Source organism: Rickettsiella endosymbiont of Xylota segnis, assembly GCF_964019545.1.
Taxonomy (GTDB): Bacteria; Pseudomonadota; Gammaproteobacteria; order Diplorickettsiales; family Diplorickettsiaceae; genus Aquirickettsiella.
This window is the reverse complement of record NZ_OZ026451.1, coordinates 1,669,161-1,692,888: the sequence shown is the minus strand read 5'-3', so window position 1 is coordinate 1,692,888 and position 23,728 is coordinate 1,669,161. Positions and strand designations below refer to the sequence as shown.

The window sequence follows — 23,728 nt, the reverse complement described above, 5'->3', positions numbered from 1 at the left end:
GTATAGCGATGGGTATTAAATTTCGCTAGACTAGCGTATCTAAGATAAGATAAATATCATAAAGGTTAAAGAAAATGCAGCAGTTCATTGAATTTAGTTTACAACATTGGGAGCTATGGCTAGTTTTTTTTGTAATTTTAATTTTATTACTGACTTTTGAATTACATGCTAAGCTTACGGGTACGTTGCCTCTTAGTGTCCAAGAAGCTATTTTTAAGGTTAACCGAGAAGACGCGATTTTTTTAGATGTTCGTGATACGCTCAGTTTTAAAAAAGGACATATTGCTGAGTCTATTAATATACCTTTTTCTGAGCTCAAAGCTAGACTAAGTGAACTTGACTCATATCGAGAAAGGCCTATTATCATTAACTATAGTCAGGGGCAATCACACCATAAAATTGGTAGACTATTAAAAAACGCAGGGTTTGCAAAATGTTTCCACCTTAAAGGTGGAATTATGAGCTGGCAAAACGCCGCTTTGCCTATTATTAAAAGCTAAATCTTCGAGTTATTATAAAGAGGTGTTTATGCAAAAAGTAGTGATATATACCACTCCAGGTTGTCCCTATTGTGCAGATGCTAAAGAATTACTGAACAAAAAAGGAGTTAAGTACGAAGAAATTCAAGTTGATAAAGATGCTGCTAAACTAGCTGAAATGATGAAATTAAGTAATCGACGTTCAGTGCCACAAATATTTATTAATAATAAATCTATCGGAGGGTTTGATGATTTATCAAAATTAGCTACCTCTGGCGAATTAGACACCTTACTAAAAGACGAGTAATTTATGAATCAACCAAACAAGCCTGCGCAACAGCCTGAATTTATTATTCAGCGTGTTTATGTTAAAGATTTGTCATTAGAAACTCCTCATTCCCCTCAAGCTTTTCAAGAAGAGTGGCAACCGGAATTAAATTTGCAGTTTACAATGAATACAAGCGATAACGGTGCCGATAATCATGAGGTCGTCTTACAAATCACTGTGACGGCGAAGTCAAAAGATAAAACCTTATTTTTGGTTGAGGTAAAACAAGCAGGTCTTTTTACGCTAAAAGGATTCACTGAAGAGCAAAACCATCAAGTAATGAGTATAACTTGTCCCACTATTTTATTCCCTTATGCCAGAGAAGCTGTATCAGATTTGGTTGGCCGTGCGGGTTTCCCACCGCTCTACTTAGCCCCTGTTAATTTTGAAGCGTTGTATGCCCAGCAAATGCAAGCACAGGAAGATGAGAGCGGTAGTGGGAAAAAAGAAAATTCTTCGGATTCTATTATTACGCATTAATTTTCCAGCGTGTTCACTATAGCGTTAACGGGTGGAATTGCAAGTGGCAAGTCTACGGTTGCTCGTTACTTTGCTGAATTGGGAGTAAGTATTATCGATGCTGACCAAATTGGTCGGGAGCTTATTGATAATTCTTCTGAAATCCGTGATCAATTAATTGCCCGTTTTGGCGCTAGCATATTAAAAAAAAATGCGACTATCGATCGAGATAAACTACGAGCAATTATTTTTGCTCATCTTAAAGATCGAGAATGGTTAGAATGCTTATTACATCCATTAATATATCGAGCAATACAAATAGCCTTAAAAAAAGCTACAGGCATATATAGTTTACTAGTAATACCATTATTGTTAGAAGAAAGGACTTCTATATTACGCAAGCAAAAACCCTCTACCAAAGATTATATTAAATTAAATCGTATTTTATTGGTCACCGCCTCCCGAGAGTTGCAAGTTCAACGCGCACACGAACGTGATCTCTTAAAAAAAAACCAAATTAATGCCATTTTAGCTGCACAAATATCAACTACAGAAAGTATTAAACGAACAGACGATATTATTCATAATGATTCCAGCTTACAAAATTTATATAGCTCAACCATCGCATTGCATGAGAAATATTTGTCATTATTGCCCGATACAAAAAATTCTCTTGATGATTCAACCTTTCTTGGTTATTATCTCGCCTTCAAATAGGAATGATTCTTAATATCATTTAAGTTTTATTTAATTTAGTGAGATTAAAATAGCTAATGGATTTCCTAGATAGTCTCAATTTTGCTTATATTTGCAAATAGTGAGATCTTTTAAATATTCATTATTGTGAGACGAGAGGTTGATATGCGTTTAAAAAAAACCAAAGTATTACGTTACGTAGTTGCAACATCTTTGACAATGGGCACGATATTGTCGGTTGGATTTTTAAGTTTTTCCGGCTTATGGATTATTTATCCCTATATTATCCCGGCTACATTAGCTTTTTTTCTTTCAGGAGTGATTGAAGGAAAAGTTTTTGGAACTAGCATTTTTAAAGGCTTAGCAAGGTTAAAACTGCTTAGTCCTAATGGAGAGAAACATCTGCTTTTTTCAGAGTTAAATAAACTTTTGAGCATGAAAGATGAGAGTTGGGTAAATAGTCAATGTAGATTTTTACAAGATTATTGTAACCAAAGAAAAAAATATAAAGCATTAAAAAATAATCCCTCTGCCAACGAAGAAGATGTAAAAGAAGCTAAACAAAGATTAGAAGAACTAAAAGATTATTTGTATCAACAAATGAATAAACCAAATGATTCTGATATTGAAGATTCCTATGTCAGCCAAGCAATGAAAGAGGCTAGTTTAATAGAACTGAATTCGGCAAAACGCAGTGTATGGTTTCTACGTTTTTTCTGGCTAATTAGTATTTTAGTAGGAATTGTATCCGGATTTGTGACCGCTTTTGCTGTACAAGAAGCAATAACCGTTGGTTTAGCGTTATCATTATCTGTAACAGCCCTATCAGCCATAGTATGGCCAGTTGCCATATTTGCTGCTATAGGAGCAACGTTTTTACTTTATTATGCGATTACCGATATTGTAAAAAATGATGCTATTGTTAAAGCTTGTAGTAAAACACTCAAACTATTTAAGCGAAGTACGGAAGAATCGATAGGTGCTTATTTATTGCGCTTATTGGCTTTATCGATAGTGGTAATGGGTATTACTAGCTTAACAGTATTTGCAACGGCGGCTTCTGGCGGCACTTGTTGGATAGTTATGCAGAAGGGGATAAAATTATTGGCGCCTAAGTTGCCAATTTTTGTTGCTTACTGTGCGAGTACTATTTTAATACCTATCAATTTTGCGACCGATTTAATCTATGGATTTAGTACCACTGTACAAACCATTGATAATTGTAAAGGTATATTTCAAGCGATATTTGACATAATAAAACATCCTATTAAGGCAATTAAAAATTTTTGTACCAACATTGAAACTAAATTAAATAACTTGAAGGAAAAAGAAAGCTGGGGACAATTCTTTAATCCTTTTCGTATCCTAGCTAAGCTTATTATTTCACCTTTACAATCATTGGTTTTTATAGGCCATTTGATTAGTATCGGCTTAACTACGGATCGTTTTATGAATGTGCCTCCTCCTTTAGTAGCAGGGGTTTGTGCTGTAGCAGAAGGTCTACAGGATCTGAGTTTTTTAACCACAGAAGAGGGTCATAATCATGCACAACATGATCATGAAGAAGATGACGGTCACGATCATGGAAATCTATTACAACTCCCTTTGCAAATTCTTCTTTCACCTGTACTTACAACAGTTGGGTTTTTATATTGGTTTGTTAAAAAATGTGGTAATGAAGTTGGTTTTTTAGATGCTATAGCGCAAACGTTTGAACTGCCTTTGTTGAATATAGTATTTTTCCCTTTACTATTGCCGAGTGCTATTTGGCATTGGACTTTTAAAAAATCCGAAAATCATTTGACTTTTTTTGAATCAATTAAGGAAAACTTCGATATACATTCTCACGATCATGACACACCAGAACAAACAGATGCACCAAAGGAATTATCCGCAGAATGGCGAGAAAATGTGCGTGTGCAATGGAAATTAAATTCTTATTACACTCGCTTAAATTCTAAAAAGATTGATACTCCAACAGTTGAAAAACAAAATTGTATAATAGAGTTGTCTTCAGAAGAAGGATTAAAACATGTTGTTAATGAATTAAAAAATGGAAAAGACATAGATAAAGTTTTATCTCAATATCCAGCAGGAAAAGCAAAAAAATCAGAAGAATCTAAACCTTTAATTAATGGACATAATGTTAATGGTTCAGAAGCAAAAAAGCAGGATTCTTTTAGTAATATTTTGAACAAGCACAGGAGTAGCTTTTTTAATTCTGAAGAAACAAGGACGCTCCAAGGTGTTAAAGATGCATTTTGTTTAGTGAGAACCGCTGGTTAAAGCAACTGATTAATTTGCATCAAATCATCGGGCTTTAGGCTACCTGCGGCTTGTTTTAGTGAAAGTGTATCTAACAGATAATTATACTGATCATTAGCCGCAGTACGTTTTGCATCATAGAGATTTTGTTGTGCAATCAAGATATCAACGACAGTTCGTGATCCTGCTTTATAGCTCTCTTCGGTACTATCTAACGAAAGTTGAGCTGATTTGATGGCTTGCTGCTCAGCTTTGATTTTGCTGATATCGGCAAGAACATCATTATATTTTTGTCGGGTATTAACCATCAGTAGTCGATAAGTATTATCTAAATTAGCACTAACCGTTTGAAAATCATATTGAGCTTGACGGGTTTTAGAAGAGACTGCACCGCCGGCAAAGAGTGGAACATCTAATTCTAAGCCTAAAGTTCCGCCATTAGTATTAAGTGAATTAGGAACATTATTAAAAGTATCGGTTTTTCCATAATTACCTATTAAGCTTAAGCTAGGGAGATGTCCAGCAGCTTGTATCTTTATTTTCTGTCGAGCGACTTCTACACCATAGCGCGCAGCCATTAGCTTCAAATTATTCTGGGTGGCTGCATCAATCCATTGTTCGATATTGTTGGGTTGCGGGCTTTGCAAAACTATGTTTTTTGTAAAGGCTTTTATGGAGGAATAAGTCTGTCCGGTTAATTGGCGCAATGCCTCTTGATTATTGCGTAAAGTATTTTCTGCACTTATTTCTGTAGCGAGTGATTTATCGTACGCTGCTTTTGCTTCGTAAACACTGGTCAAGGCATCTAAACCTACTTGGACGCGTTTCTGAGCTTGATTCAATTGTGTACGATCAGCGTTTTTTTCTGCTTTAGCGAATCGAAGCGTGTCTTGAGCGGATAAAACATTAAAATAAGCAGTCGCTACGCGAATAATCAAATCTTGTGCAGCTGCTGCTAATGTTAGATCAGCTTGTTTCCCGGTATTATTAGCTTGCTTAACTGCTAACCAATCATTGATATTAATTAGAGGTTGTCTAAAGGAAATATTATATCCCTGAGACTGGAAGTTGCTTAATCCATTCGGTTGCCCGCTAGAAGGAAGCTGACTAATGTTTTGATAATTATTTGAAACATTCGCTTGGGCAGAGATATTAGGTAAAAGTACAGCTACACTCTGAGGTATCGCTTCGCGTTGGGATAATCGGGTGGATACCGCAGCCTGATAGATGGGATCACTATTTAAAGCTGCTTTATAAATATCGAGTAAATCAGCAGCAAAAATAGGCGTGAAGGATGCAAAAAGCATATAAATACCTAGTACTAACTTAGAGCATAAGGATAGCTGTCTAGTCGATTTATGGATAAAAAGGTCGAGTAGTGTCATTATTTTTTTTATACTAAAAGAACAAAAACTTAGTTTTTTCTAGGTAAATGCTTTTTATTATGCCAGATTTCATAATTGAGATATAGTCCTATGAATTCCCATTTCGACCGTTCAGATGTCAAAATTTTGCAACAGCAAATAGTTTATCAAGGACATTTTCAGATAAAACAATTGAAAGTCCAATTTCGTCTATATAATGGGGAGTGGAGTCAGCCACGACTACGGGAAGTCTTTGAAAGAGGTGAGGCAGTGGGGGTTCTATTGTTTGATGCGCATAATGATCAACTGGTTTTAATCGAACAATTCCGAGCAGGAATTGCTAATAAAACCAAAAGCCCTTGGTTAATCGAAATAGTAGCCGGTGTCATTGATAAAGATGAAAGTGTAGAACAAGCAGCACGACGAGAAACACAGGAAGAAAGTGGTCTAGAAATAACGAATTTATTTCCCATTTGCCAATATTGGGTGAGTCCAGGAGGAAGCTCAGAACGTATTTATCTTTTCTGTGGACAAGTTAATGCCAAATTAGCACAAGGAATTCATGGGGTGCCTGAGGAAGGTGAAGATATTAGATTGCATGTTTTAAAAGTAAAAACCGCTTATAGTTTGCTTAATCAAGGAAAAATTAATAATGGTTCAACTATTATTGCTTTACAATGGTTACAACATAATGAGCAAATTGTGAGAGATGTATTTTTGAAAAAAAGCGAGTAAGTATTATTTTATGAAATCTAAATCTTCTTCTTCAAAAAAATATACGGCTGAAGCAATCGAAGTCTTAAGCGGCCTCGACCCGGTAAAGCGACGACCTGGTATGTATACCGACACCTCTCGGCCTAATCATTTGGCACAAGAAGTAATTGATAATAGTGTTGATGAAGCGATGGCTGGTTATGCACGACATATTGATGTGGTGTTATATGCGGATAATTCTTTAGAAGTCAGTGATGACGGTCGTGGTATGCCTGTTGATATCCATCCTGAAGAAAAAGTGACAGGCGTAGAACTTATTCTGACCAGGCTTCATGCAGGTGGTAAATTTAATCATAAAAATTATCGCTATTCAGGTGGTTTACATGGGGTCGGTGTATCCGTAGTTAATGCTTTATCGCGTCATTTAGAAGTCACTATTAAGCGCGATGGATTTATATATCAAATTCAATTTGAACAGGGTAATAAAAAATCTAATCTAAAAAAATTAGGTAAAGCTGACGATGCAGTATCAGGAACCTCTCTCCGGTTTTGGCCGGATAAACACTATTTTGATAACGAAAAATTTTCAGTTAGTCGCTTAAAACATAGCTTACGAGCTAAAGCTGTCCTTTGCCCAGGCTTAAACGTTAGTTTTACTGATAAACAAACTAATAAAAAAGATGAATGGTTTTATGAGGATGGCGTGGTTAGTTATTTAAAGGATAGTTTAAGTCAATATGAGCGTTTACCTATAGAACCTTTTAATGGTCACTTTGTTGCTGAGACTGAAGAAGTTGATTGGGCATTATGTTGGCTTTTAGAAAGTGGTGAAGGATTGATGGAAAGTTATGTTAATTTAATTCCAACTATTCAAGGAGGAACACATGTCAATGGTTTACGAACCGGTTTACTAGAAGCGATGAGGGAGTTTTGCGAATTACGTGATTTATTGCCCCGGGGATTAAAATTAGCACCTGAAGATGTATGGGAAGGATGCCACTATGTATTATCTGTAAAATTATTGGAACCTCAGTTTTCCGGTCAAACGAAAGAAAGACTTACATCACGCCAATCTGCAGCATTTGTTTCTGGTGTAATAAAAGATGCTTTTAGTTTATGGCTCAATCAGCATGTTGCTGAGGCAGAAAATTTAGCAGAGCTAATGATAGCTAATGCACAAAAACGTTTACGAGTCAGTAAGCAAATCGCACGTAAGAAGATTTTAAGTGGAGCAGTATTGCCAGGGAAGTTAGCCGATTGTACGCAAACAGACTTAAGTCGCACAGAGTTATTTTTAGTTGAAGGCGATTCAGCGGGTGGTTCCGCAAAACAAGCTCGAGATAGAGAGTTTCAAGCGATTATGCCATTACGAGGAAAAATTTTAAATTCTTGGGAAGTAGCGAGTAATCAAGTATTAGGTTCACAAGAAATTCATGATATTGCTGTAGCTCTGGGTGTTGACCCTGGGTCTGGCGATTTATCAGGTTTACGTTACGGTAAAATTTGTGTGCTAGCAGATGCGGATTCTGATGGTTTACATATTGCTACGTTGCTATGCGGTTTATTTTTAAAACATTTCCGATCCTTAATTGAAGCGGGACATATTTATATTGCTATGCCACCACTCTATCGTATAGATATCGGCAAAGAAGTTTTTTATGCGTTGGATGATGAAGAAAAGCAAGGTATTTTGGATAGATTAAGTGCAGAAAATAAAAAAGGAAAAGTCAGCATACAGCGATTTAAAGGCTTAGGTGAAATGAATCCCATGCAATTGCGCGAAACAACCATGGCTCCCGATACACGAAGGCTAGTTCAACTTACCATGGATAATGAACAAAAAACGTTTTCTTTGATGGATATGTTATTAGCAAAAAAACGATCGGGCGATCGAAAAATATGGTTAGAACAAAAAGGTGATATCGCAACCCTATAAACTATTATTTAAACAAAAAACTAACGTTTTCTTAATAAAGTAAGTCCATCACCTATGGGTATTAAACTCATACTAATACGCTTATCTTGATAAATAGCTTGGTTAAATGCACGAATAGCTAGAGTTTGTTTGTCATGGACTTGTGTATCAGCGACGCGACCACTCCAAAGGACATTATCGACTAGCATTAGACCACTTGTTCGTAGTAATGTTAATGAACGTTCATAATAATTTAAGTAATTTTGTTTGTCTGCGTCAATAAAGATAAAATCGAAAGTATTCGATTGGTCTTGCTTAATCAAGCTATCGAGAGTTTCTAATGCCGGCGCTAATTTCAGATCGATTTTATGTGCTACGCCTGCTTTTTTCCAAAAATTTTGCGCTATAGCGCTTGTTTCAGTATTGATATCACACGCAATAACTTTTCCCATTTCAGGTAGAGCTAAAGCGACTACTAAAGAGCTATAACCCGTGTAGACCCCTATCTCTAAAGTTTTTTTAGCACCAATTAACTCAACCAGAAGTGCCATCAATTGTCCCTGTTCAGGTGAGATTTGCATGCCGTGGGAAGATAATTTAAGCGTTGTTTCTCTTAACGACTTTAAAATGGCAGGCTCATGCAAGGAAATGGATAACATATATTGATAGAGTATATCGCTAAGGTTTATGGTTTGGTTCGTCATGAGCTATCCCGTTAAAAATAATTAAGCTTAATATACAGCTTAAAAATAGATTTTGTAAAAAACGCTTTCATGTAGTTATTTTAGACATTGACATTCTAGCCCAGCGCAGCCAAAATAGCGGACTTTAAAACCGTAGGTCCCCATCGTCTAGAGGCCTAGGACACCGCCCTTTCACGGCGGTAACAGGGGTTCGACTCCCCTTGGGGACGCCATTTCTTTAAAGAAACTCGTCATTTGTGTTGCTGAATTTTATCTAGAACTTTCAGATGCTTATCTTAAATAAATTCATAAAAATTTAAAGTATTTCGAAAATACTCGTCGTTGATATCTAGAAATATATTTACTCCATTTTAAACAATTGTATGTTTTTATTGGCTTTTATTTGATATATTTTTGTCGTAATATCACTAAAGAGAATCATTAAAGATGGTTAAGGTTAATATCTTTTAAGGATTGAAGTATCTAGTTTAGTGTTAACGATTTTAACTATTCAAAGGTAATTTTTGGCTCTTTTTTATAATAATAAACTAGTCTCAAATAAATATTTATTTAAAGTAAGTATTGATGGAGAAAAACATGGGTCATATTTTTAGTAAAATATTGCATGGGTACGGTGTATTTAGAAAAAAATATGCTGTTGGTGATAATGCTGTAATGCGATACTTATCCGACACGGGTCAAAAACCGCAAATAATGGTTATTTCATGTTGTGATTCACGTGTCGACCCAGCATTAATACTACAATGTAACCCGGGCGATTTATTTGTGGTGCGCAATGTTGCGAATATAGTGCCGCCTTACCAAAAGGATGAAGCTTTGCATGGAACAAGCGCCGCCTTAGAATTTGGAATTTGTTTGTTGAATATTAAGCATCTTATTTTATTAGGCCATAGTCAATGCGGAGGAATAGATGCTTTACTAAATAGCCAAAATTTATCACAAAACGATTTTATTACTAAATGGGTTTCTTCAATAAAAATACCTGGGAATCAGATAAAAAATCCAGATGAATATGCAAAATTAGCTTTAAATCGTTCTTATGAAAACTGTATGACATTTCCTTGGATAAAAGAGAAAACAGAAACTCAAGCATTAACTATCCATCGTTGGTTTTTTGATATTAAAACCGGTCAAATCTTCACTTATTCAGAAAACTACAATATTTATCAAGCACTAGATGTTTAGTTGAATGTTATTCGCGAGCTTTGTGTGTCGATTGTAAGCGTTGTTTTTTTTCTTTCACTCGTCTAATTGCAGCTTGAATATAAGCATTTTGTTCGTTTTGTGGTTGAGTTTTATCTTTAATTAGACTAGGGTGATCTTGTGTGAATTCAAGACGTTGTTTTTTTGTATAATAACGTTCTCGTGCTTGTTGAGGATTATAGTTAGGCCGATTTAACAACAACATATCAATACAGTCAACCGGGCAAGGTGAAAGACAAAGTCTACAACCAGTGCATTCTTGCGTTAATACAACATGTAATTGCTTGGCAGCGCCAAGAATAGCGTCGACAGGACATGCTTGGATGCATTTCGTACACCCAATACATTCAGACTCGCGTATAGACGCTATCATGGGTGGGGTTATCTGTTTTTGCATTTCTTCAATAAATGGTTCAGAATTTTTTTCTAACAATTTTGCTAAACTTTGCAGCGTTTTTATACCTCCCGGTGGGCAACGATTTATTTCTGCTTTATCTTCTGCAATAGCTTGAGCATAAGGGAGGCAACCAGAATAACTACACTGGCCACATTGCGTCTGTGGAAGTAAAGCATCGATCTCGATAACCAGAGGTGTAAAATCTCTTGCTAAAATAGATGTTTTTTTCGATTTCATTTTTAGATAAGATAAACAATAACTAGCTTAATTGCTAGCGATAGAATCTGTTTTCTGCATATTCTGGATAATTTCTTCAGGGATACGCTGTAATAGTGGCTCAAAAGTATTAATAGTATGATCCAATAAGGTATTTTGTCTTTGACCCCAAGTCATTGCAGGAATATTTAGAAATTTTTCTGTTTTCCCCGCTGTGATAGGTAATACCGGTTTTAAATAAATCATTAAAATTCTAAAAAGATTTAAACCTAAGCTGCATACCTCATGAGCTCGTTGAATTGAATCAGAATTTTTAATCAAGAGCCAAGGTTTCTCAGCATCAATCATTTGATTAGCTTGATCCGCTAATTCCATAATGCTTTTCATTGCTCGGTTGTAATCTCGGCTTTCATAATAAGCTGCAATTTCATCACCTTTATTGATAAACTCTAGAGTTAGATTAGGCATTAATAAATTTGCTGATAGTTTATTAGCAAATTTTTTATTAATAAAACTCGCACAACGACTGGCAATATTGACTAGCTTACCGATTAAATCCGAATTAATTTTTTGGATAAAATCATGCCAATTAAAATCAATATCTTCTGTTTTGTGACTTAGTTTGGAAGCAAAATAATAACGTAAATATTCGGGATCCAAATGATTAAGATAGTGCCGTGCGGAAATGTAGGTTCCGCGGGATTTTGACATTTTTTGACCATTAACAGTCACATAACCATGGGCAAAAATTGCTGTTGGTGTACGAAAATCTGCACTTTTTAAAATAGCTGGCCAAAAGATAGCATGAAAATTAATGATATCCTTACCAATAAAATGATACAACTCGGTATTAGTGGCAGGGGACCAATATTCATCAAAATTTAAATCCTTTCGGTGCAAGCAAAGATTTTTAAAGGCTGCCATATAACCGATAGGTGCATCGATCCATACATAAAAAAATTTATTCTCCGTTCCCGGAATTTTAAAACCAAAATAAGGTGCATCACGTGAAATATCTAGATCATGCAAACCTTCTTTAAACCATTCTAAAAGCTTATTGCTTATTTCTTCGGCAAGATGATGGCCATGTGTTATCCAGTTATGCAAGAATTTGGTGTAATTAGAAAGTTGAAAAAAATAATGTTCTGAGGTTTTTGCTACTGGCGTAGCACCTGTAATTGTCGATTTAGGATCAATAAGGTCCAAAGGCGAATAGGTAGAACTGCATACTTCACAATTATCACCATATTGACCTGGAGTTTTGCAACAAGGACAGATACCTTTCACATAACGATCCGGTAAAAACATTTGTGCTTTAGGATCATAAGCTTGTTGGATGGTTTTGCTGTACACATCTCCTTTATTTTTCATTCTTTGATAAATAAGTGTTATTAACTCTTCAGTTTCTGGTGAATGAGTTGTGTAAAACTTATCAAAATCAATATAAAACTCAGAAAGATCACGTTGATGTTCTTCGGCAATTTGAGTTACTAATGTATCAGGGCTGATTCCGCGATGTTGAGCTGCTAACATCACGGGAGTCCCATGCGCATCTTCACCAGAGATGAAAATACAATCGCGCTCTAACATTTTTTGAAAACGTACCCAAATATCCCCTTGAATATGTTCTAACAAATGGCCGATATGTAGGGAGCCATTAGCATAAGGTAGTGCGATAGTAACTAATAATTTACGAGGTGTTTGCTGCATACTTAACTTTTGCGTATTATTGATTCATAGATTCTGCCTTTTTGCGAGGAGTGGCGTCAAGTTATAATTTGAAATACCCCTATGTTAAAACTTACTGATCGAGTCAAATATATAATTGCAGTTGCCTCCGGAAAAGGGGGTGTTGGCAAATCAACAACTGCTGTAAATCTAGCATTGGCACTCGCAGAGAAAAAAAGTGTTAAAGTTGGAATCTTAGATGCAGATATCTATGGCCCTAATCAACCTCAGATGTTAGGTGTCAGTGAGAAGCCAACTAGCAAAGATGGTAAAACCTTAGAGCCTGTATATGCTTATGGCTTACAATCTATGTCTATAGGTTATTTAATTGATGTTAATACGCCTATGATATGGCGCGGACCGATGGCAACAGGTGCTTTACAGCAATTGTTAAATGATACACATTGGGATAATTTGGATTATTTAATCGTCGATTTACCGCCGGGTACTGGCGATATCCAATTGACCCTCACACAAAAAATCCCTCTCGCCGGAGCAGTGATTATAACGACTCCTCAAGATATTGCTTTGTTGGATGTACGTAAAGCGATAGGAATGTTTAATAAAGTTAAAGTGCCTTTATTGGGTGTAGTTGAGAATATGTGTATGCATGTTTGTAGGCAATGTGGTCATGAGGAACCTATTTTTGGTGATGGTGGTGGGGAACGAATTGCCAAAGAGTACAATATTAATTTATTAGGTGTTTTACCGTTAGACAGCCGGATTCGTAAACAAGCCGATTCGGGCAGACCTATTTTTATTGCAGAACCACACAGTGCAATTGCTGATGTCTATCGAGAAATAGCCAATAGAATAGTTGAACAGCTAAGTCAATCAAAGGCAGCTTATCGGTTTCCGAAAATTGTCATAGAGAAAAAATAGTATACTCACAACAATTGAGTTTTGTGCAAGTGCAGCGTCCTTAAGCAATATAATATGATAGCCATCATGATTGCGAATGGAGCTACAGTAGAAATAAATTCAAATGCAAAGAGTATTTGAGGAAAAAATTATGTCCATTAAATCTGATGCATGGATTTGCCGCATGGCAAAAGATTACAATATGATAGCTCCGTTTGAATCGAAACAGGTGCGTCAAACGGCGACTGGGCGGATCATTTCTTATGGCGTTTCTAGCTATGGATATGATGTACGTTGTGCTAATGAGTTTCGTGTTTTTACGAATATCAATTCTGCTATTGTTGATCCTAAAAGTTTTTCTAAGGGAAGTTTTGTCGATATAAAAAATGATGTGTGTATTATTCCTCCGAATTCATTTGCTTTAGCGCATACGGTTGAATATTTTCGGATTCCACGAAATATTCTTACCATTTGTGTCGGTAAATCAACTTATGCACGTTGTGGAATTATTGTGAATGTCACTCCATTAGAACCCGAGTGGGAAGGTCAAGTTACCTTGGAGTTTTCCAATACGACGCCTTTACCTGCTAAAATATATGCTAATGAAGGTGTGGCACAGATGTTATTTTTGGAATCTGATGAGGTTTGCCAAGTTTCTTATCGGGATCGTCAAGGTAAGTATCAAGGTCAGAGAGGAGTGACCTTGCCCGTGACTTAAAAATCTATACTATTCTTTCTTAAATTTAAGAATACGTTTAAAGTAATCTTGTTTCATAAATGTTTTAGCTTTATCCAAAGTATCTTCAGCAATTTTATTGGCATGCTCCGTTCCTTGCTTTAAAATCTGTAAAACCTCGCCTAAGTCTTTTTCATAGATTTTTCGACGTTCACGCATCGGTTGCGTTATTCCAACCAATATATCGATTAACTGCTGTTTACATTCAACATCTTTAATTTGCCCTTTACGGTATTTATCTTTCGCTTCAATAACCCATTCTTTATCCGGATTAAATATGTCATGAAATATCCATAAAGGATTATTTTCTATAGTCCCCGGGTCTGTCGCCCTTAATCGGTGTGGATCGGTATACATGCCCATTACTTTTTTCTTGATCATGTCCGGATCATCGCTTAGGTAAATAGCATTATTTAAAGATTTACTCATTTTGGGTAATATCCCATCAGCATTGGGTGGTCCAGTTCCAATTAAACGACGCACTGGGCTAAGTTTCGGTTGGACAATAGGAAATAATCCTCCGCTGGAAACATAATCTTCATCTTTTGTTTGTGGATCAACTCCGCAATAAATTTGGTTAAAGCGACGTGCGCATTCGCGTGCTAACTCTAAGTGAGCAATTTGATCTTCCCCAACAGGTACAATTTCAGGGCGAAAACTAAGTATATCTGCCACCTGACCGACTGGGTACAATAAAAAACCAAAAGGATAATTATCGCCAAGATTTTTTTGGCGAATTTCATCTTTAATAGTTGGGTTACGCATGACTCTAGGAAAAGAAATCAGCATACTAAAAAAACAGGTAAGTTCAGCGATGGCAGGAATTTCCGATTGAACAAAAATATGACTTTGTTTAGGGTCGATGCCGGCAGCGAGATAATCTAACGCAATCTCTAAAGTATTCTGCCGAATTTCTTCAGGAAAGTCCGCACGCGTAGTAAATGCATGAATATTCGCGATAATAAAGTAACAATCATAGCTTTTTTGTAAGGTCACTCGCAAAGCTAGGGAGCCTAGCCAATGACCAAGATGGAGCTTCCCTGTAGGTGTATCGCCGGTAAGTAAACGTGGTTTTGCTGGAGTCATAATAATGTTTAATTTTAACTTAATGTTATTGTGCTAACCAAATACAATTAATTCAAGTTATTTTACCATTTAAGAGTTCTATTTACTTATGTTAGAGGATTTTGGGATAATTATTTTGATTTTAATCAAAAATATATTAAAGAATTTATGCCTTAGTTTAAAAATAAACTGAACGAGTTTATGCTAAATAGTTATCGAGACTTATAATATTAATAATTATTTAATATTTGAAGTTAATTTGCCTCCCTTCATTCCTCCTGAAAAAAATTCTTTTTTCGCTCAGACTGAGTCATCTGAATCACGAAATAGTTTTGTCTATAGGAATGAGGGCTTAATATAAAAGGTTTTTTTGGAATGTTATTGCAATTTTAACTGTGTTAACATGCCGACTGGTATTAAGTTAAGGAGAATTGGCTATGCCGGCCGTTCAATCCAAAAATTCGTCTAAGATCTTTATTGATTTATCTAGTGAAGAATTAATTAACCACGCTATAGAACGTAAAGAAGGTCTGATCGCAGCTAATGGCGCTTTTTCAGTGACTACAGGCAAACGAACGGGCCGCTCACCTAAAGATAAATTTATTGTCGCTGAGCCTAATAGTGAAAAAGACATTGATTGGGATTCAGTTAATCAAGCATTATCAGAAGATCGCTTTCAAATGTTATGGCAACGTGCTGAACAATATGCCAAAGAAGTAGATCTATTTATTTCTAATCTTCAAGTTGGAGCTGACCCAACCTATTATTTACCCGTCAAAGTAATTACTGAATATGCTTGGCATAATTTATTTGCGCGACAACTTTTTATTCGTCAAAGTTATTTTTATGGAAAAGTCGGTAAAGCAGAATGGACGATATTAAGTCTTCCAGGGTTGAAAACAGATCCGCAGCGGGATGGAGTTAATAGCGATGCAACTTTAGTTATCCATCTTACCGATCGTAAAGTTTTGTTATGTGGACATCAGTATGCGGGTGAAATCAAAAAAGCAATGTTTTCAGTAATGAATTATTTGCTGCCCGCAGTAGATGTTTTACCTATGCATTGTTCAGCTAATGTAGGGAAAGAGGGTGATGTTGCTTTGTTTTTTGGATTATCTGGGACAGGTAAAACCACCTTATCTGCCGATCCAGATCGGTTTTTGATAGGAGATGATGAACATGGCTGGAGTGAAACCGGTGTTTTTAATTTTGAAGGTGGTTGTTATGCTAAATGCATTGATCTCTCTAAAGAACGTGAACCTTTAATATGGAATGCTATACGCCATGGCGCAGTAATGGAAAATGTAGTATTAAATCCAGAAACTTTAGAACCGGATTACAAAGATGCAACGCTAACCCAAAATACTCGTGTCGCCTATCCACTAGATTTTATTGAATCTCGTTTTCGAGCAAATCGCGTTGATCGCTTGCCGGATGCAGTTATTTTCTTGTGTTGTGATTTATTTGGCGTATTACCACCGGTTGCGTGTTTAAATCATGAACAAGCGGCATATTATTTTTTAAGTGGATATACTGCATTGGTGGGTAGTACTGAGGTAGGTCAAACTGAGCCCATTAAGACCACATTTAGTACTTGTTTTGGTGCACCTTTTTTCCCGCGGCCAGCAAAGATCTATGCCGAACTATTAATTAAGCGTTTAAAAACGAGTCATGCCAAAGTGTACCTTGTTAATACGGGTTGGACGGGCGGCGCCTACGGAGATGGAGGGCAACGTTTTTCTATTCCTGTAACACGCGCCGTTGTTAAAGGTATTTTGACTGATGAAGTAAGTAAAGCTGAGTCAGAATTGTTGCCAGGCTTTAATTTTTCTATTCCTAAGCATTTATCAGGTATAGAGAGTGATTTATTAAATCCAAAAAAGACTTGGAAGAATCCAAAGGATTATGATCTTAAGGCGCACGAGTTAATCGATAAATTCATTAATAACTTTAAGCAATTCGATGTAAGCCTAGCTATTCGAAATGCGGGACCGGTTATCTATTCAGCATAGTGTTTCTGGGTAAAGAACTTTCAAAGTTAATATCTAGCGGGTTTGGTTTGTCTAATTTAAAAAAACTGACGTTTTATGTTTATTGCAGCTATTTTTTTTAGGGCTTGAGTCAGGAGATTGAAAAGTTAGACTGAATAATCGATGAAGAATCTCTCTAACAAAAAAAATTATTCTTTTATATTCAGCTCTAAGCTCTTTGCAATAAGAGTTATTAGACTCATTAAATTTTTGATTATTTTCATTTTTTGTAAGAGTATCATCTATTTGATCCGAAAATTCTGCAAAAGCTGCATTACAATCTATCCCTTCTGTATGAATAATTTCATCTGCAAGGTAAGAATATTCTGGAATTAAAAATCTGAATAGCTGAGCAATGGAATAATAATCGACTCGAAATCCAATTGCAGAATTATTATTATAATGTTTCCAAAAAAGTTCTGGTGCAGTATAAGGTTGAAAAATTCTTCTTATGTTAGATGTTGTGGTGCTTTGCCCAGGTAATTGTAAATTATTGATATAATCTGTATCTGAGCTGGAAGTATACAAATTAAAAGCATTTACACTTCTACCAAAATCAACGATGTATACTTTATTTTTTTCCTCTTTGTCAAGAATGATATTATTACATGTTAAATCTCGATGAATAAGCCCTTTTTTGTGAATATCAGTGATAGCTTTAATTAAACTCTGAATAATTTCAAATCTTAATTTCAGATTATACTCGGTTGCATAATGAAATAGCTGACCTTCAAAATAAGGAGTCGTGAAATAAAAAAACTCATTATCCTCAGCAGTTTTAAAATTAAAATCTAAATGCCCGTACGCCAGTTTCCAACCGTTGAAATCTTGTAGTCTAGTGGGGTGGTTACAAGGTTAAAATTTTAACGCAAAGAACTTCTCCATTATTGAGAGTAATTTTGTAAACGCTACCCATTCTTCCACTAGCTAAATGGCTTATTTTCTCAACTGGTTGTTCAGGGAAAAGTTGGTCACAGATTTGGGGGGATAGCTTCATGTTTCATCAAAAATTTATCGTTAGATTTATAATACTAAAATTATTGAATATAAATTAGGGTTTTTTTACTTAAGATTCTTAGCAATCTCTTCTGCACGATTTTTCGCTTCTTTAAGCGCTTTTTTTATAATATCGGCAAAATGATTATTGTTTAAACTTTTTAAAGCCCGTTCAGTTGTCCCACCTGGTGAAGTTACCTGTTGTCTTAACTCAGCTAATGATTTTTTACCATCGAAGGCCATCCGAGCGGATCCTAAAGCAGTTTGTAAGGTGAGCGAATTAGCATTTTCTTTAGATAAACCTAATTCAACAGCTGCTTTTTCTAAAGCTTCCATAAAAAAGAAGAAGTATGCTGGACCGCTTCCTGATAAAGCGGCTACCACATCGATTTGTTCTTCTTTAGGTAACCACACAATGGTTCCGACACTACGAAAGATGCTTTCAGCTGCGTTTTTTTGAGAGCTTGAGCAATTCTGATTTGCAAATAAACCAGTCGCTCCATAACCTATTAATGCAGGCGTATTAGGCATGCAACGTATAATGGCTAAGGACTGGTTTGAAAGATAAAGCGCTATGTTTTCTAGGTTTATCCCCACTGCAAGTGAAATGGTCAGAGATTTTTTTTCTTGAATTAGATCTGCGATTTCAATAACGACAGTTTTTAATATTTGTGGTTTTACAGCTAAAACAACAATATTTGCCATTTGTACAGCATAACGATTGTCGGTGGTCAAATTAATATTTAGATTTTTTAACTTATTCAATTGCTCTATATTATTATTTGCCGCCCAAATATTTTTTGAAAGATATTTTTCTTTTAATAACCCTTTGATAAGGCTACTTGCCATATTGCCGGCACCGATAAAACTGATAATTGAATTTTGCATATACTCTCTGCACTTTAAATTTTCTCTGTGTTGCCGCTCGACTCGCATCCCCGCTTAATACACCCGATTACTCCATTATCGCGGCGGCTTGGCAAAAATTCAATTGCAATGAGTTTATTGCTGTTTACTTTTTCTGTTTCAGATATTCGTCGAGTCGTTCCAACTCAGTGGGCGTTCCAATGTTAAACCATATGCCATTATAATACTCGCCAGTTATTTTCTTTTCAGCAATATATTCGTAAAGTAGTGATGATAGCGGGAATGCACCCGATTTACCTTGAAATAAATCAGGATGGTAAATTCCAAGACTCGCAAAAGTAAATTTATTCGAGGTGTCGTCTAAGTTTAATAAACCAGTTTTGGTGAGATTAAAATCACCTTGAGGATGAAAGCTCGGATTGTCTACTAAGATAAGATGAGCTAATGCCATCGAATTTAATGAGTAAGATAATAAACCTTCCAACGAAAAATCTGTCCAGATGTCAGCGCTTATGACAATAAATGGATCAGATCCTAAAATGGGTAGTGCTTGGAGAATTCCTCCTCCTGTTTCAAGAGCAGAAGGTTCAAAAGAATAATCAATTTTAACCCCGTAAGCTCGACCATCCCCTAGCGCATCTATAATTTGTTTAGCTTGATAAGAGACATTAATAATTATTTCTTTAATGCCGATTTTTGCTAATTTTAACACTTGATGTACAATTAATGGTTGATTAGCAACTAATATTAAAGGTTTAGGTGTTTTATCTGTTAAAGGACGTAAACGTAGACCACGGCCAGCAGCAAGTATCATCGCTTTCATTTTTTTTCTTTCTCATAAAGTTTCGGTTGAATTTTTGTTTGTAACATTTCTTTAAAATGAGAAAGTTCACCGTAATCCTCACAAGTTTTGCTGATATAATTTAATACCCGCGCAATCATCGGGAGATAATGTGGTTTATCATCACGATAATTAAGTCGTGCAAAAATACCAAGTATCTTTAGATGACGTTGTAGGCTTATTAGATCAAACCAGCGAACAAATTTTTCTTCAGTGTATTGATGACTTATGTGGATCATATCATAAAATTTCAGTACCCATTTATGGACTTGCTCTTTAGGCCAATCAATATAGGCATCGCGCAATAATGAAGCGGCATCGTAAGTAATAGGTCCATAAACAGCATCTTGAAAATCCAAAACTCCTACATTTTTATTTTCTAATAAAAGTAGATTCCGTGAATGGTAATCGCGATGAACGCAGACCTGTGGTTGTTCAAGAGCAGAGTTAATAAGTACTTTAAAAGTATTTTCAAGTACCTTGTCAATCTCATCGGTTATTGTCAGTTCTAGATGTTTATTCAGAAACCAATCAATAAATATTCCTAATTCAAGGCGTATAAATTCTTCATTAAACAAATCTAAGGGCTTATTGTCAGGAAATTTAGGATTGCAAACCTGAATTTGATAAATAACTGAAAGCGCTCGATCATATAAATCATCGACAGTATTTTGGTTTAAAATATTAAGATATAAGTCATTCCCTAGGTCACTTAACAACATAAATCCTTGTTCAAGGCTATAAGCAAGTATTTCAGGTGTGTAAATGCCTTGACGTGCAAAATCTTTCGCAATTGCAATAAAAGCAATTATATTTTCTTTATCCGGGGGAGCAACCATGACAATATGGCTTAAGTTACCTAATCGCAATCGAAAGTATTTCCTAAAGCTACCATCATTAATTAACGGTTCGAGCTCAAAACTTGAGTTTGGTAGTAAACAAGACTCTTTTAGCCAATTTCTTAGTGGCATTAATTGTGATGTATGCTCAAAAATAGACATAATTTAAATCCTATCTTTTACATTCTAAATTTTTAACTAATCCTAAATTTTTTATTGCAATCTTTTCATAGATTTTTACTCAACTTAATTTCAAAATCCTTATTAAAAGAAGTTCTTCTATATTTAGATGATAAGCTAGCTAAATTTCAAGGCTATCTTACACTGGAACTAACTTGGTTATCTACCATTTCTACCAGTAGTATAGACGGCTTATATCCTCTATACTTCTGCTCTTTGAGGAAGGGTTTTAAATTTCGTTTTGTTTTATATATACTGCTCACCGACAATCCAAAAAGCCATCTTTTTCAAGTACGAGCAGGCTATATTCACAGCAATGAGAATTTTTGCAAGTGCTGTGCCCATGCAACAATCGGGATTCTATGATGTGGATTGTGAATTGAGTGGCAGCACAGGCAAAAATTCAAGTGCGAAGAATATGTAATCTTGATAATAAGAGGAATGAAAATATGTTTCATGGCAGTATAGTCGCACTGATAACACCTATGCGAGAAAATGGAGATGTTGATTATGTTTGTTTACGCAAGCTAGTTGATTGGCATATTGCGCAACGTACGGACGCTATCGTCGTTATAGGAACCACCGGAGAAGCGTCTACGCTTAATATCGAAGAGAAAAATAATGTCATAAAAACTGTCGTCGAACAAACTCATCGCCGTATACCTGTTATAGCCAGCACAGGAACACAGTCTACTCATAAGACCATTGAGCAAACAAAAGTAGCTATGGAAATAGGCGTAGATGCATGTCTATTAGTCACTCCCTATTACAATCTTCCTACACAAGAAGGGCTTTACCAACATTATCGATTGATAGCAGATAAAGTCCCTATTCCTCAAATTTTATACAATATACCTAAACGTACAGGATGTGATTTACTACCTGAGACTGTGGCTAAATTGGCGGGTATTGCGAATATTGTGGGTATAAAAGAAGGTCAACCTGAGCGAGTAAAAAATATTTTAGAATTATGTGGTAAAAACATAGATGTTTATAGTGGTGATGATAATACTGCTTTAGAAATTATGCGTTTAGGCGGTAAAGGGGTCATTTCTGTAGCAGCAAATCTTGTGCCGCAATATATGCATAATCTTTATGAATTGTCCAAGAAGGAAGATTGGGAAGCAGCCGATAAAATGGATCAGCAGCTTCGTCCATTGTATCAAGGCTTATTTATTGAAACTAACCCTATCCCTGTTAAATGGTTAGCGGCTGAAAGGGGCTTAATTTCATCATCGGCTTTGCGTCTACCTTTGACAACATTGTCAGCAGGATGCCAAGCTAATTTAAAGCATGTTATCGATTTATTAGAGGCACTATCTTAAAATGAAAACGATGCCATTTTGTTTAATATTAATTATTTTTACTGTAAACTTAGCAGCTTGTTCTTCAGTTAATAAGTATATAAAAACACAACGTTCACAATATTTAAATAGTCAAGAGTTAACTTTGTTGAAAGTACCAGCAGGTTTACAGATTTCTAGGGAAGAGAGATATATTATTCCCCCGGATGTTGGTTGTAGACCTAAGCAATTACCTGACTTACTCCCGCCAACTAATTAATTCAAACTCTATGATTTTTATATAATTCAGTAAGTTTTCCTGAGCTTAATTACGTTAAATGGATCTGAAAAAATTATTTATATTCAATTGGCTTTTTGGCAAAGCGTAGTGAAAATGAAGCAATTGGAGTGTATATATTATTCATGAGTATTGTGAATTGAGCGGCAACATAACAAAAATTCAAGTGCGAAGAGTATAATGAAAACTTATTGGAGAGGTACCAAAGCGGCCATAATGGCGCCGACTCGAAATCGGATGGGGATTTAAAGTCCCACGTGGGTTCGAATCCCACCCTCTCCGCCATTATTTTTTCAGAAGGAAGGTAATTAATCTTTGCGATAAAAAGCAAAATTCTTTCTCATTTTATTCCTAGTTTTAAATCACTTAATACCCCCTTTAAATTTTAAGCTTCTGTTTTACTATATATTTCAGATTTTTGTAATGAAATATACTCAAGCGGTGTATAACTTTGGCTGTATTCAGTTTTTTTACTATTAAATAGGACAATTTCTTTGACTATCATAGGACTAGTATTTAAATTTAACTCTTCGCGTAGATTGGGGGCATGATGATGAATAATCCGACCTAAAGTTAAATGAGGTAAATAAGGTTTGGTTTCGGGAGTGAAACCCAAGTTTGAAGCAACCTCTTCTAGTGCATTAGCAAGCTCAAATAGTTCCGAAGTAGGAATAATATCCGCAGCTATGGCGCGTGGCGCCGTTGGAGATGGAAAAAAACGAATATTATGTAATTGAAGGGGAAAAGGTCGAATCTTATTGATAGCATTGTGGGCATGTTTAGCTAATTCTGAAATTTTTTCAGGATTAGTAGTGCCTAAAAAACGTAAGGTTACGTGTAAATTTTCTGGGTGTACCCATCTAACGCGGTGCCCCCAAGGTTCTTGCTTCAGTTCATCAATAAGTTGAGATAAGGCTTGACGTAGTTCTGAATTAAGTTCAACAGCAAAAAATAGACGTAAAGGATCGTGAGTACTCAATTGCAACTTCCTTATTAAAGACTATGAGATTCAGGACAGCGCTTATTTTAATGGAAAAATAGGCAAGCTTCTATGCTAGAGCATTTATTAAATTTTTCCAAGAAGTTTTCGAGCTGTGACCGCAAATATTTTCACAACCATTCATTATAATCTTGTTTATAGTTTGTCTTTTATCAGTGATTGACGATTTAATATGTAAACATAAACTTAAACTGATTTTTATTTTCCTTTTTATTACTCGTTGGTTGAATATTATTCCCCTTAGAATATTTCAACGTATAAATA

At 35.6% G+C, this 23,728-nt stretch carries 23 protein-coding genes and 2 tRNA genes; 15 read left to right on the top strand and 10 right to left on the bottom strand.

Annotation, left to right across the window (positions count from 1 at the left end; genetic code table 11):
* The first annotated feature begins 74 nt into the window (after window positions 1–74).
* From AACL18_RS07710 to AACL18_RS07690, 5 genes are all read left to right on the top strand, one after another.
* Window positions 75–500, top strand: coding sequence for a rhodanese-like domain-containing protein (locus tag AACL18_RS07710; protein ID WP_339050395.1), 426 nt, complete (start codon window positions 75–77; stop codon window positions 498–500).
* 28 nt (window positions 501–528) lie between these two features.
* The gene (gene grxC / locus AACL18_RS07705) at window positions 529–786 is read left to right on the top strand and encodes a glutaredoxin 3 (RefSeq protein ID WP_339050394.1); all 258 of its coding nucleotides are present in this window, start codon (window positions 529–531) and stop codon (window positions 784–786) included.
* Window positions 787–789: 3 nt separating this feature from the next.
* Window positions 790–1,287 carry a protein-export chaperone SecB gene (gene secB / locus AACL18_RS07700; protein ID WP_339050393.1) on the top strand — a complete coding sequence of 166 codons (498 nt, stop codon included), beginning with the start codon at window positions 790–792 and terminating at the stop codon, window positions 1,285–1,287.
* A gap of 9 nt (window positions 1,288–1,296) precedes the next feature.
* Window positions 1,297–1,983: a dephospho-CoA kinase gene (gene coaE, locus AACL18_RS07695; protein ID WP_339050391.1), complete on the top strand. Its 687-nt coding sequence runs from the start codon at window positions 1,297–1,299 to the stop codon at window positions 1,981–1,983.
* Window positions 1,984–2,127: 144 nt separating this feature from the next.
* Entirely contained in the window at window positions 2,128–4,248 is a 2,121-nt protein-coding gene (locus AACL18_RS07690; protein WP_339050389.1) for a hypothetical protein, read from the top strand.
* On the opposite strand, the gene AACL18_RS07685 is transcribed toward AACL18_RS07690, so the two are convergent.
* Window positions 4,245–5,534, bottom strand: a complete 1,290-nt coding sequence (locus tag AACL18_RS07685) for a TolC family outer membrane protein (protein ID WP_339050387.1) — start codon at window positions 5,532–5,534, stop codon at window positions 4,245–4,247. The two genes, AACL18_RS07690 and AACL18_RS07685, sit on opposite strands and share 4 nt — an antisense overlap.
* 168 nt (window positions 5,535–5,702) lie before the next feature.
* Between AACL18_RS07685 and AACL18_RS07680 the strand changes: the two genes are divergently transcribed.
* Together AACL18_RS07680 and parE are read left to right on the top strand one after the other, a co-directional pair.
* Entirely contained in the window at window positions 5,703–6,326 is a 624-nt protein-coding gene (locus AACL18_RS07680) for an NUDIX domain-containing protein (RefSeq protein WP_339050385.1), read from the top strand.
* A 10-nt stretch (window positions 6,327–6,336) separates the two neighbouring features.
* Window positions 6,337–8,241, top strand: a complete 1,905-nt coding sequence (gene parE / locus AACL18_RS07675; RefSeq protein ID WP_339050383.1) for a DNA topoisomerase IV subunit B — start codon at window positions 6,337–6,339, stop codon at window positions 8,239–8,241.
* A 20-nt stretch (window positions 8,242–8,261) separates the two neighbouring features.
* Here the strand turns inward: parE and AACL18_RS07670 are convergent, their stop codons facing one another.
* Window positions 8,262–8,924 carry a class I SAM-dependent methyltransferase gene (locus AACL18_RS07670; protein WP_339050381.1) on the bottom strand — a complete coding sequence of 221 codons (663 nt, stop codon included), beginning with the start codon at window positions 8,922–8,924 and terminating at the stop codon, window positions 8,262–8,264.
* A gap of 136 nt (window positions 8,925–9,060) precedes the next feature.
* Between AACL18_RS07670 and AACL18_RS07665 the strand changes: the two genes are divergently transcribed.
* Window positions 9,061–9,136, top strand: a tRNA-Glu gene (locus AACL18_RS07665).
* Between the two features lie 364 nt (window positions 9,137–9,500).
* The gene (locus AACL18_RS07660; protein WP_422395885.1) at window positions 9,501–10,109 is read left to right on the top strand and encodes a carbonic anhydrase; all 609 of its coding nucleotides are present in this window, start codon (window positions 9,501–9,503) and stop codon (window positions 10,107–10,109) included.
* Between the two features lie 7 nt (window positions 10,110–10,116).
* Here the strand turns inward: AACL18_RS07660 and AACL18_RS07655 are convergent, their stop codons facing one another.
* The gene (locus AACL18_RS07655) at window positions 10,117–10,761 is read right to left on the bottom strand and encodes an RnfABCDGE type electron transport complex subunit B (protein WP_339050377.1); all 645 of its coding nucleotides are present in this window, start codon (window positions 10,759–10,761) and stop codon (window positions 10,117–10,119) included.
* Between the two features lie 27 nt (window positions 10,762–10,788).
* Window positions 10,789–12,450: a methionine--tRNA ligase gene (gene metG, locus AACL18_RS07650; protein ID WP_339050375.1), complete on the bottom strand. Its 1,662-nt coding sequence runs from the start codon at window positions 12,448–12,450 to the stop codon at window positions 10,789–10,791.
* Window positions 12,451–12,531: 81 nt separating this feature from the next.
* Between metG and apbC the strand changes: the two genes are divergently transcribed.
* Together apbC and dcd are read left to right on the top strand one after the other, a co-directional pair.
* The gene (gene apbC / locus AACL18_RS07645; protein WP_339050373.1) at window positions 12,532–13,350 is read left to right on the top strand and encodes an iron-sulfur cluster carrier protein ApbC; all 819 of its coding nucleotides are present in this window, start codon (window positions 12,532–12,534) and stop codon (window positions 13,348–13,350) included.
* Between the two features lie 130 nt (window positions 13,351–13,480).
* Complete coding sequence (dcd, locus tag AACL18_RS07640) at window positions 13,481–14,047, top strand: dCTP deaminase (RefSeq protein WP_339050372.1); 567 nt, start codon at window positions 13,481–13,483, stop codon at window positions 14,045–14,047.
* A 9-nt stretch (window positions 14,048–14,056) separates the two neighbouring features.
* Here the strand turns inward: dcd and trpS are convergent, their stop codons facing one another.
* Entirely contained in the window at window positions 14,057–15,151 is a 1,095-nt protein-coding gene (gene trpS / locus AACL18_RS07635) for a tryptophan--tRNA ligase (RefSeq protein WP_339050371.1), read from the bottom strand.
* Between the two features lie 416 nt (window positions 15,152–15,567).
* Here trpS and AACL18_RS07630 point away from each other — a divergent pair, with 416 nt between their 5' ends.
* The gene (locus AACL18_RS07630) at window positions 15,568–17,142 is read left to right on the top strand and encodes a phosphoenolpyruvate carboxykinase (protein ID WP_339050369.1); all 1,575 of its coding nucleotides are present in this window, start codon (window positions 15,568–15,570) and stop codon (window positions 17,140–17,142) included.
* Between the two features lie 51 nt (window positions 17,143–17,193).
* Here the strand turns inward: AACL18_RS07630 and AACL18_RS07625 are convergent, their stop codons facing one another.
* From AACL18_RS07625 to AACL18_RS07610, 4 genes are all read right to left on the bottom strand, one after another.
* Complete coding sequence (locus tag AACL18_RS07625; protein ID WP_339051648.1) at window positions 17,194–17,970, bottom strand: protein kinase domain-containing protein; 777 nt, start codon at window positions 17,968–17,970, stop codon at window positions 17,194–17,196.
* 252 nt (window positions 17,971–18,222) lie between these two features.
* The gene (gene proC / locus AACL18_RS07620) at window positions 18,223–19,044 is read right to left on the bottom strand and encodes a pyrroline-5-carboxylate reductase (protein ID WP_339050368.1); all 822 of its coding nucleotides are present in this window, start codon (window positions 19,042–19,044) and stop codon (window positions 18,223–18,225) included.
* A gap of 124 nt (window positions 19,045–19,168) precedes the next feature.
* Window positions 19,169–19,846 carry an N-acetylmuramate alpha-1-phosphate uridylyltransferase MurU gene (gene murU / locus AACL18_RS07615; protein WP_339050367.1) on the bottom strand — a complete coding sequence of 226 codons (678 nt, stop codon included), beginning with the start codon at window positions 19,844–19,846 and terminating at the stop codon, window positions 19,169–19,171.
* Complete coding sequence (locus AACL18_RS07610) at window positions 19,843–20,865, bottom strand: aminoglycoside phosphotransferase family protein (RefSeq protein WP_339050365.1); 1,023 nt, start codon at window positions 20,863–20,865, stop codon at window positions 19,843–19,845. Before AACL18_RS07610 ends, murU begins: the two co-directional genes overlap by 4 nt.
* A gap of 467 nt (window positions 20,866–21,332) precedes the next feature.
* Here AACL18_RS07610 and dapA point away from each other — a divergent pair, with 467 nt between their 5' ends.
* The 3 genes from dapA to AACL18_RS07595 all read left to right on the top strand — a co-directional run bounded on the left by dapA (window position 21,333) and on the right by AACL18_RS07595 (window position 22,749).
* Entirely contained in the window at window positions 21,333–22,208 is an 876-nt protein-coding gene (gene dapA / locus AACL18_RS07605; protein ID WP_339050364.1) for a 4-hydroxy-tetrahydrodipicolinate synthase, read from the top strand.
* 1 nt (window position 22,209) lies between these two features.
* The gene (locus AACL18_RS07600) at window positions 22,210–22,446 is read left to right on the top strand and encodes a hypothetical protein (protein ID WP_339050363.1); all 237 of its coding nucleotides are present in this window, start codon (window positions 22,210–22,212) and stop codon (window positions 22,444–22,446) included.
* A 211-nt stretch (window positions 22,447–22,657) separates the two neighbouring features.
* Window positions 22,658–22,749, top strand: a tRNA-Ser gene (locus tag AACL18_RS07595).
* Between the two features lie 100 nt (window positions 22,750–22,849).
* Here AACL18_RS07595 and thpR read toward each other — a convergent pair.
* Entirely contained in the window at window positions 22,850–23,443 is a 594-nt protein-coding gene (gene thpR, locus AACL18_RS07590) for an RNA 2',3'-cyclic phosphodiesterase (RefSeq protein WP_339050362.1), read from the bottom strand.
* Between the last annotated feature and the right edge of the window lie 285 nt (window positions 23,444–23,728).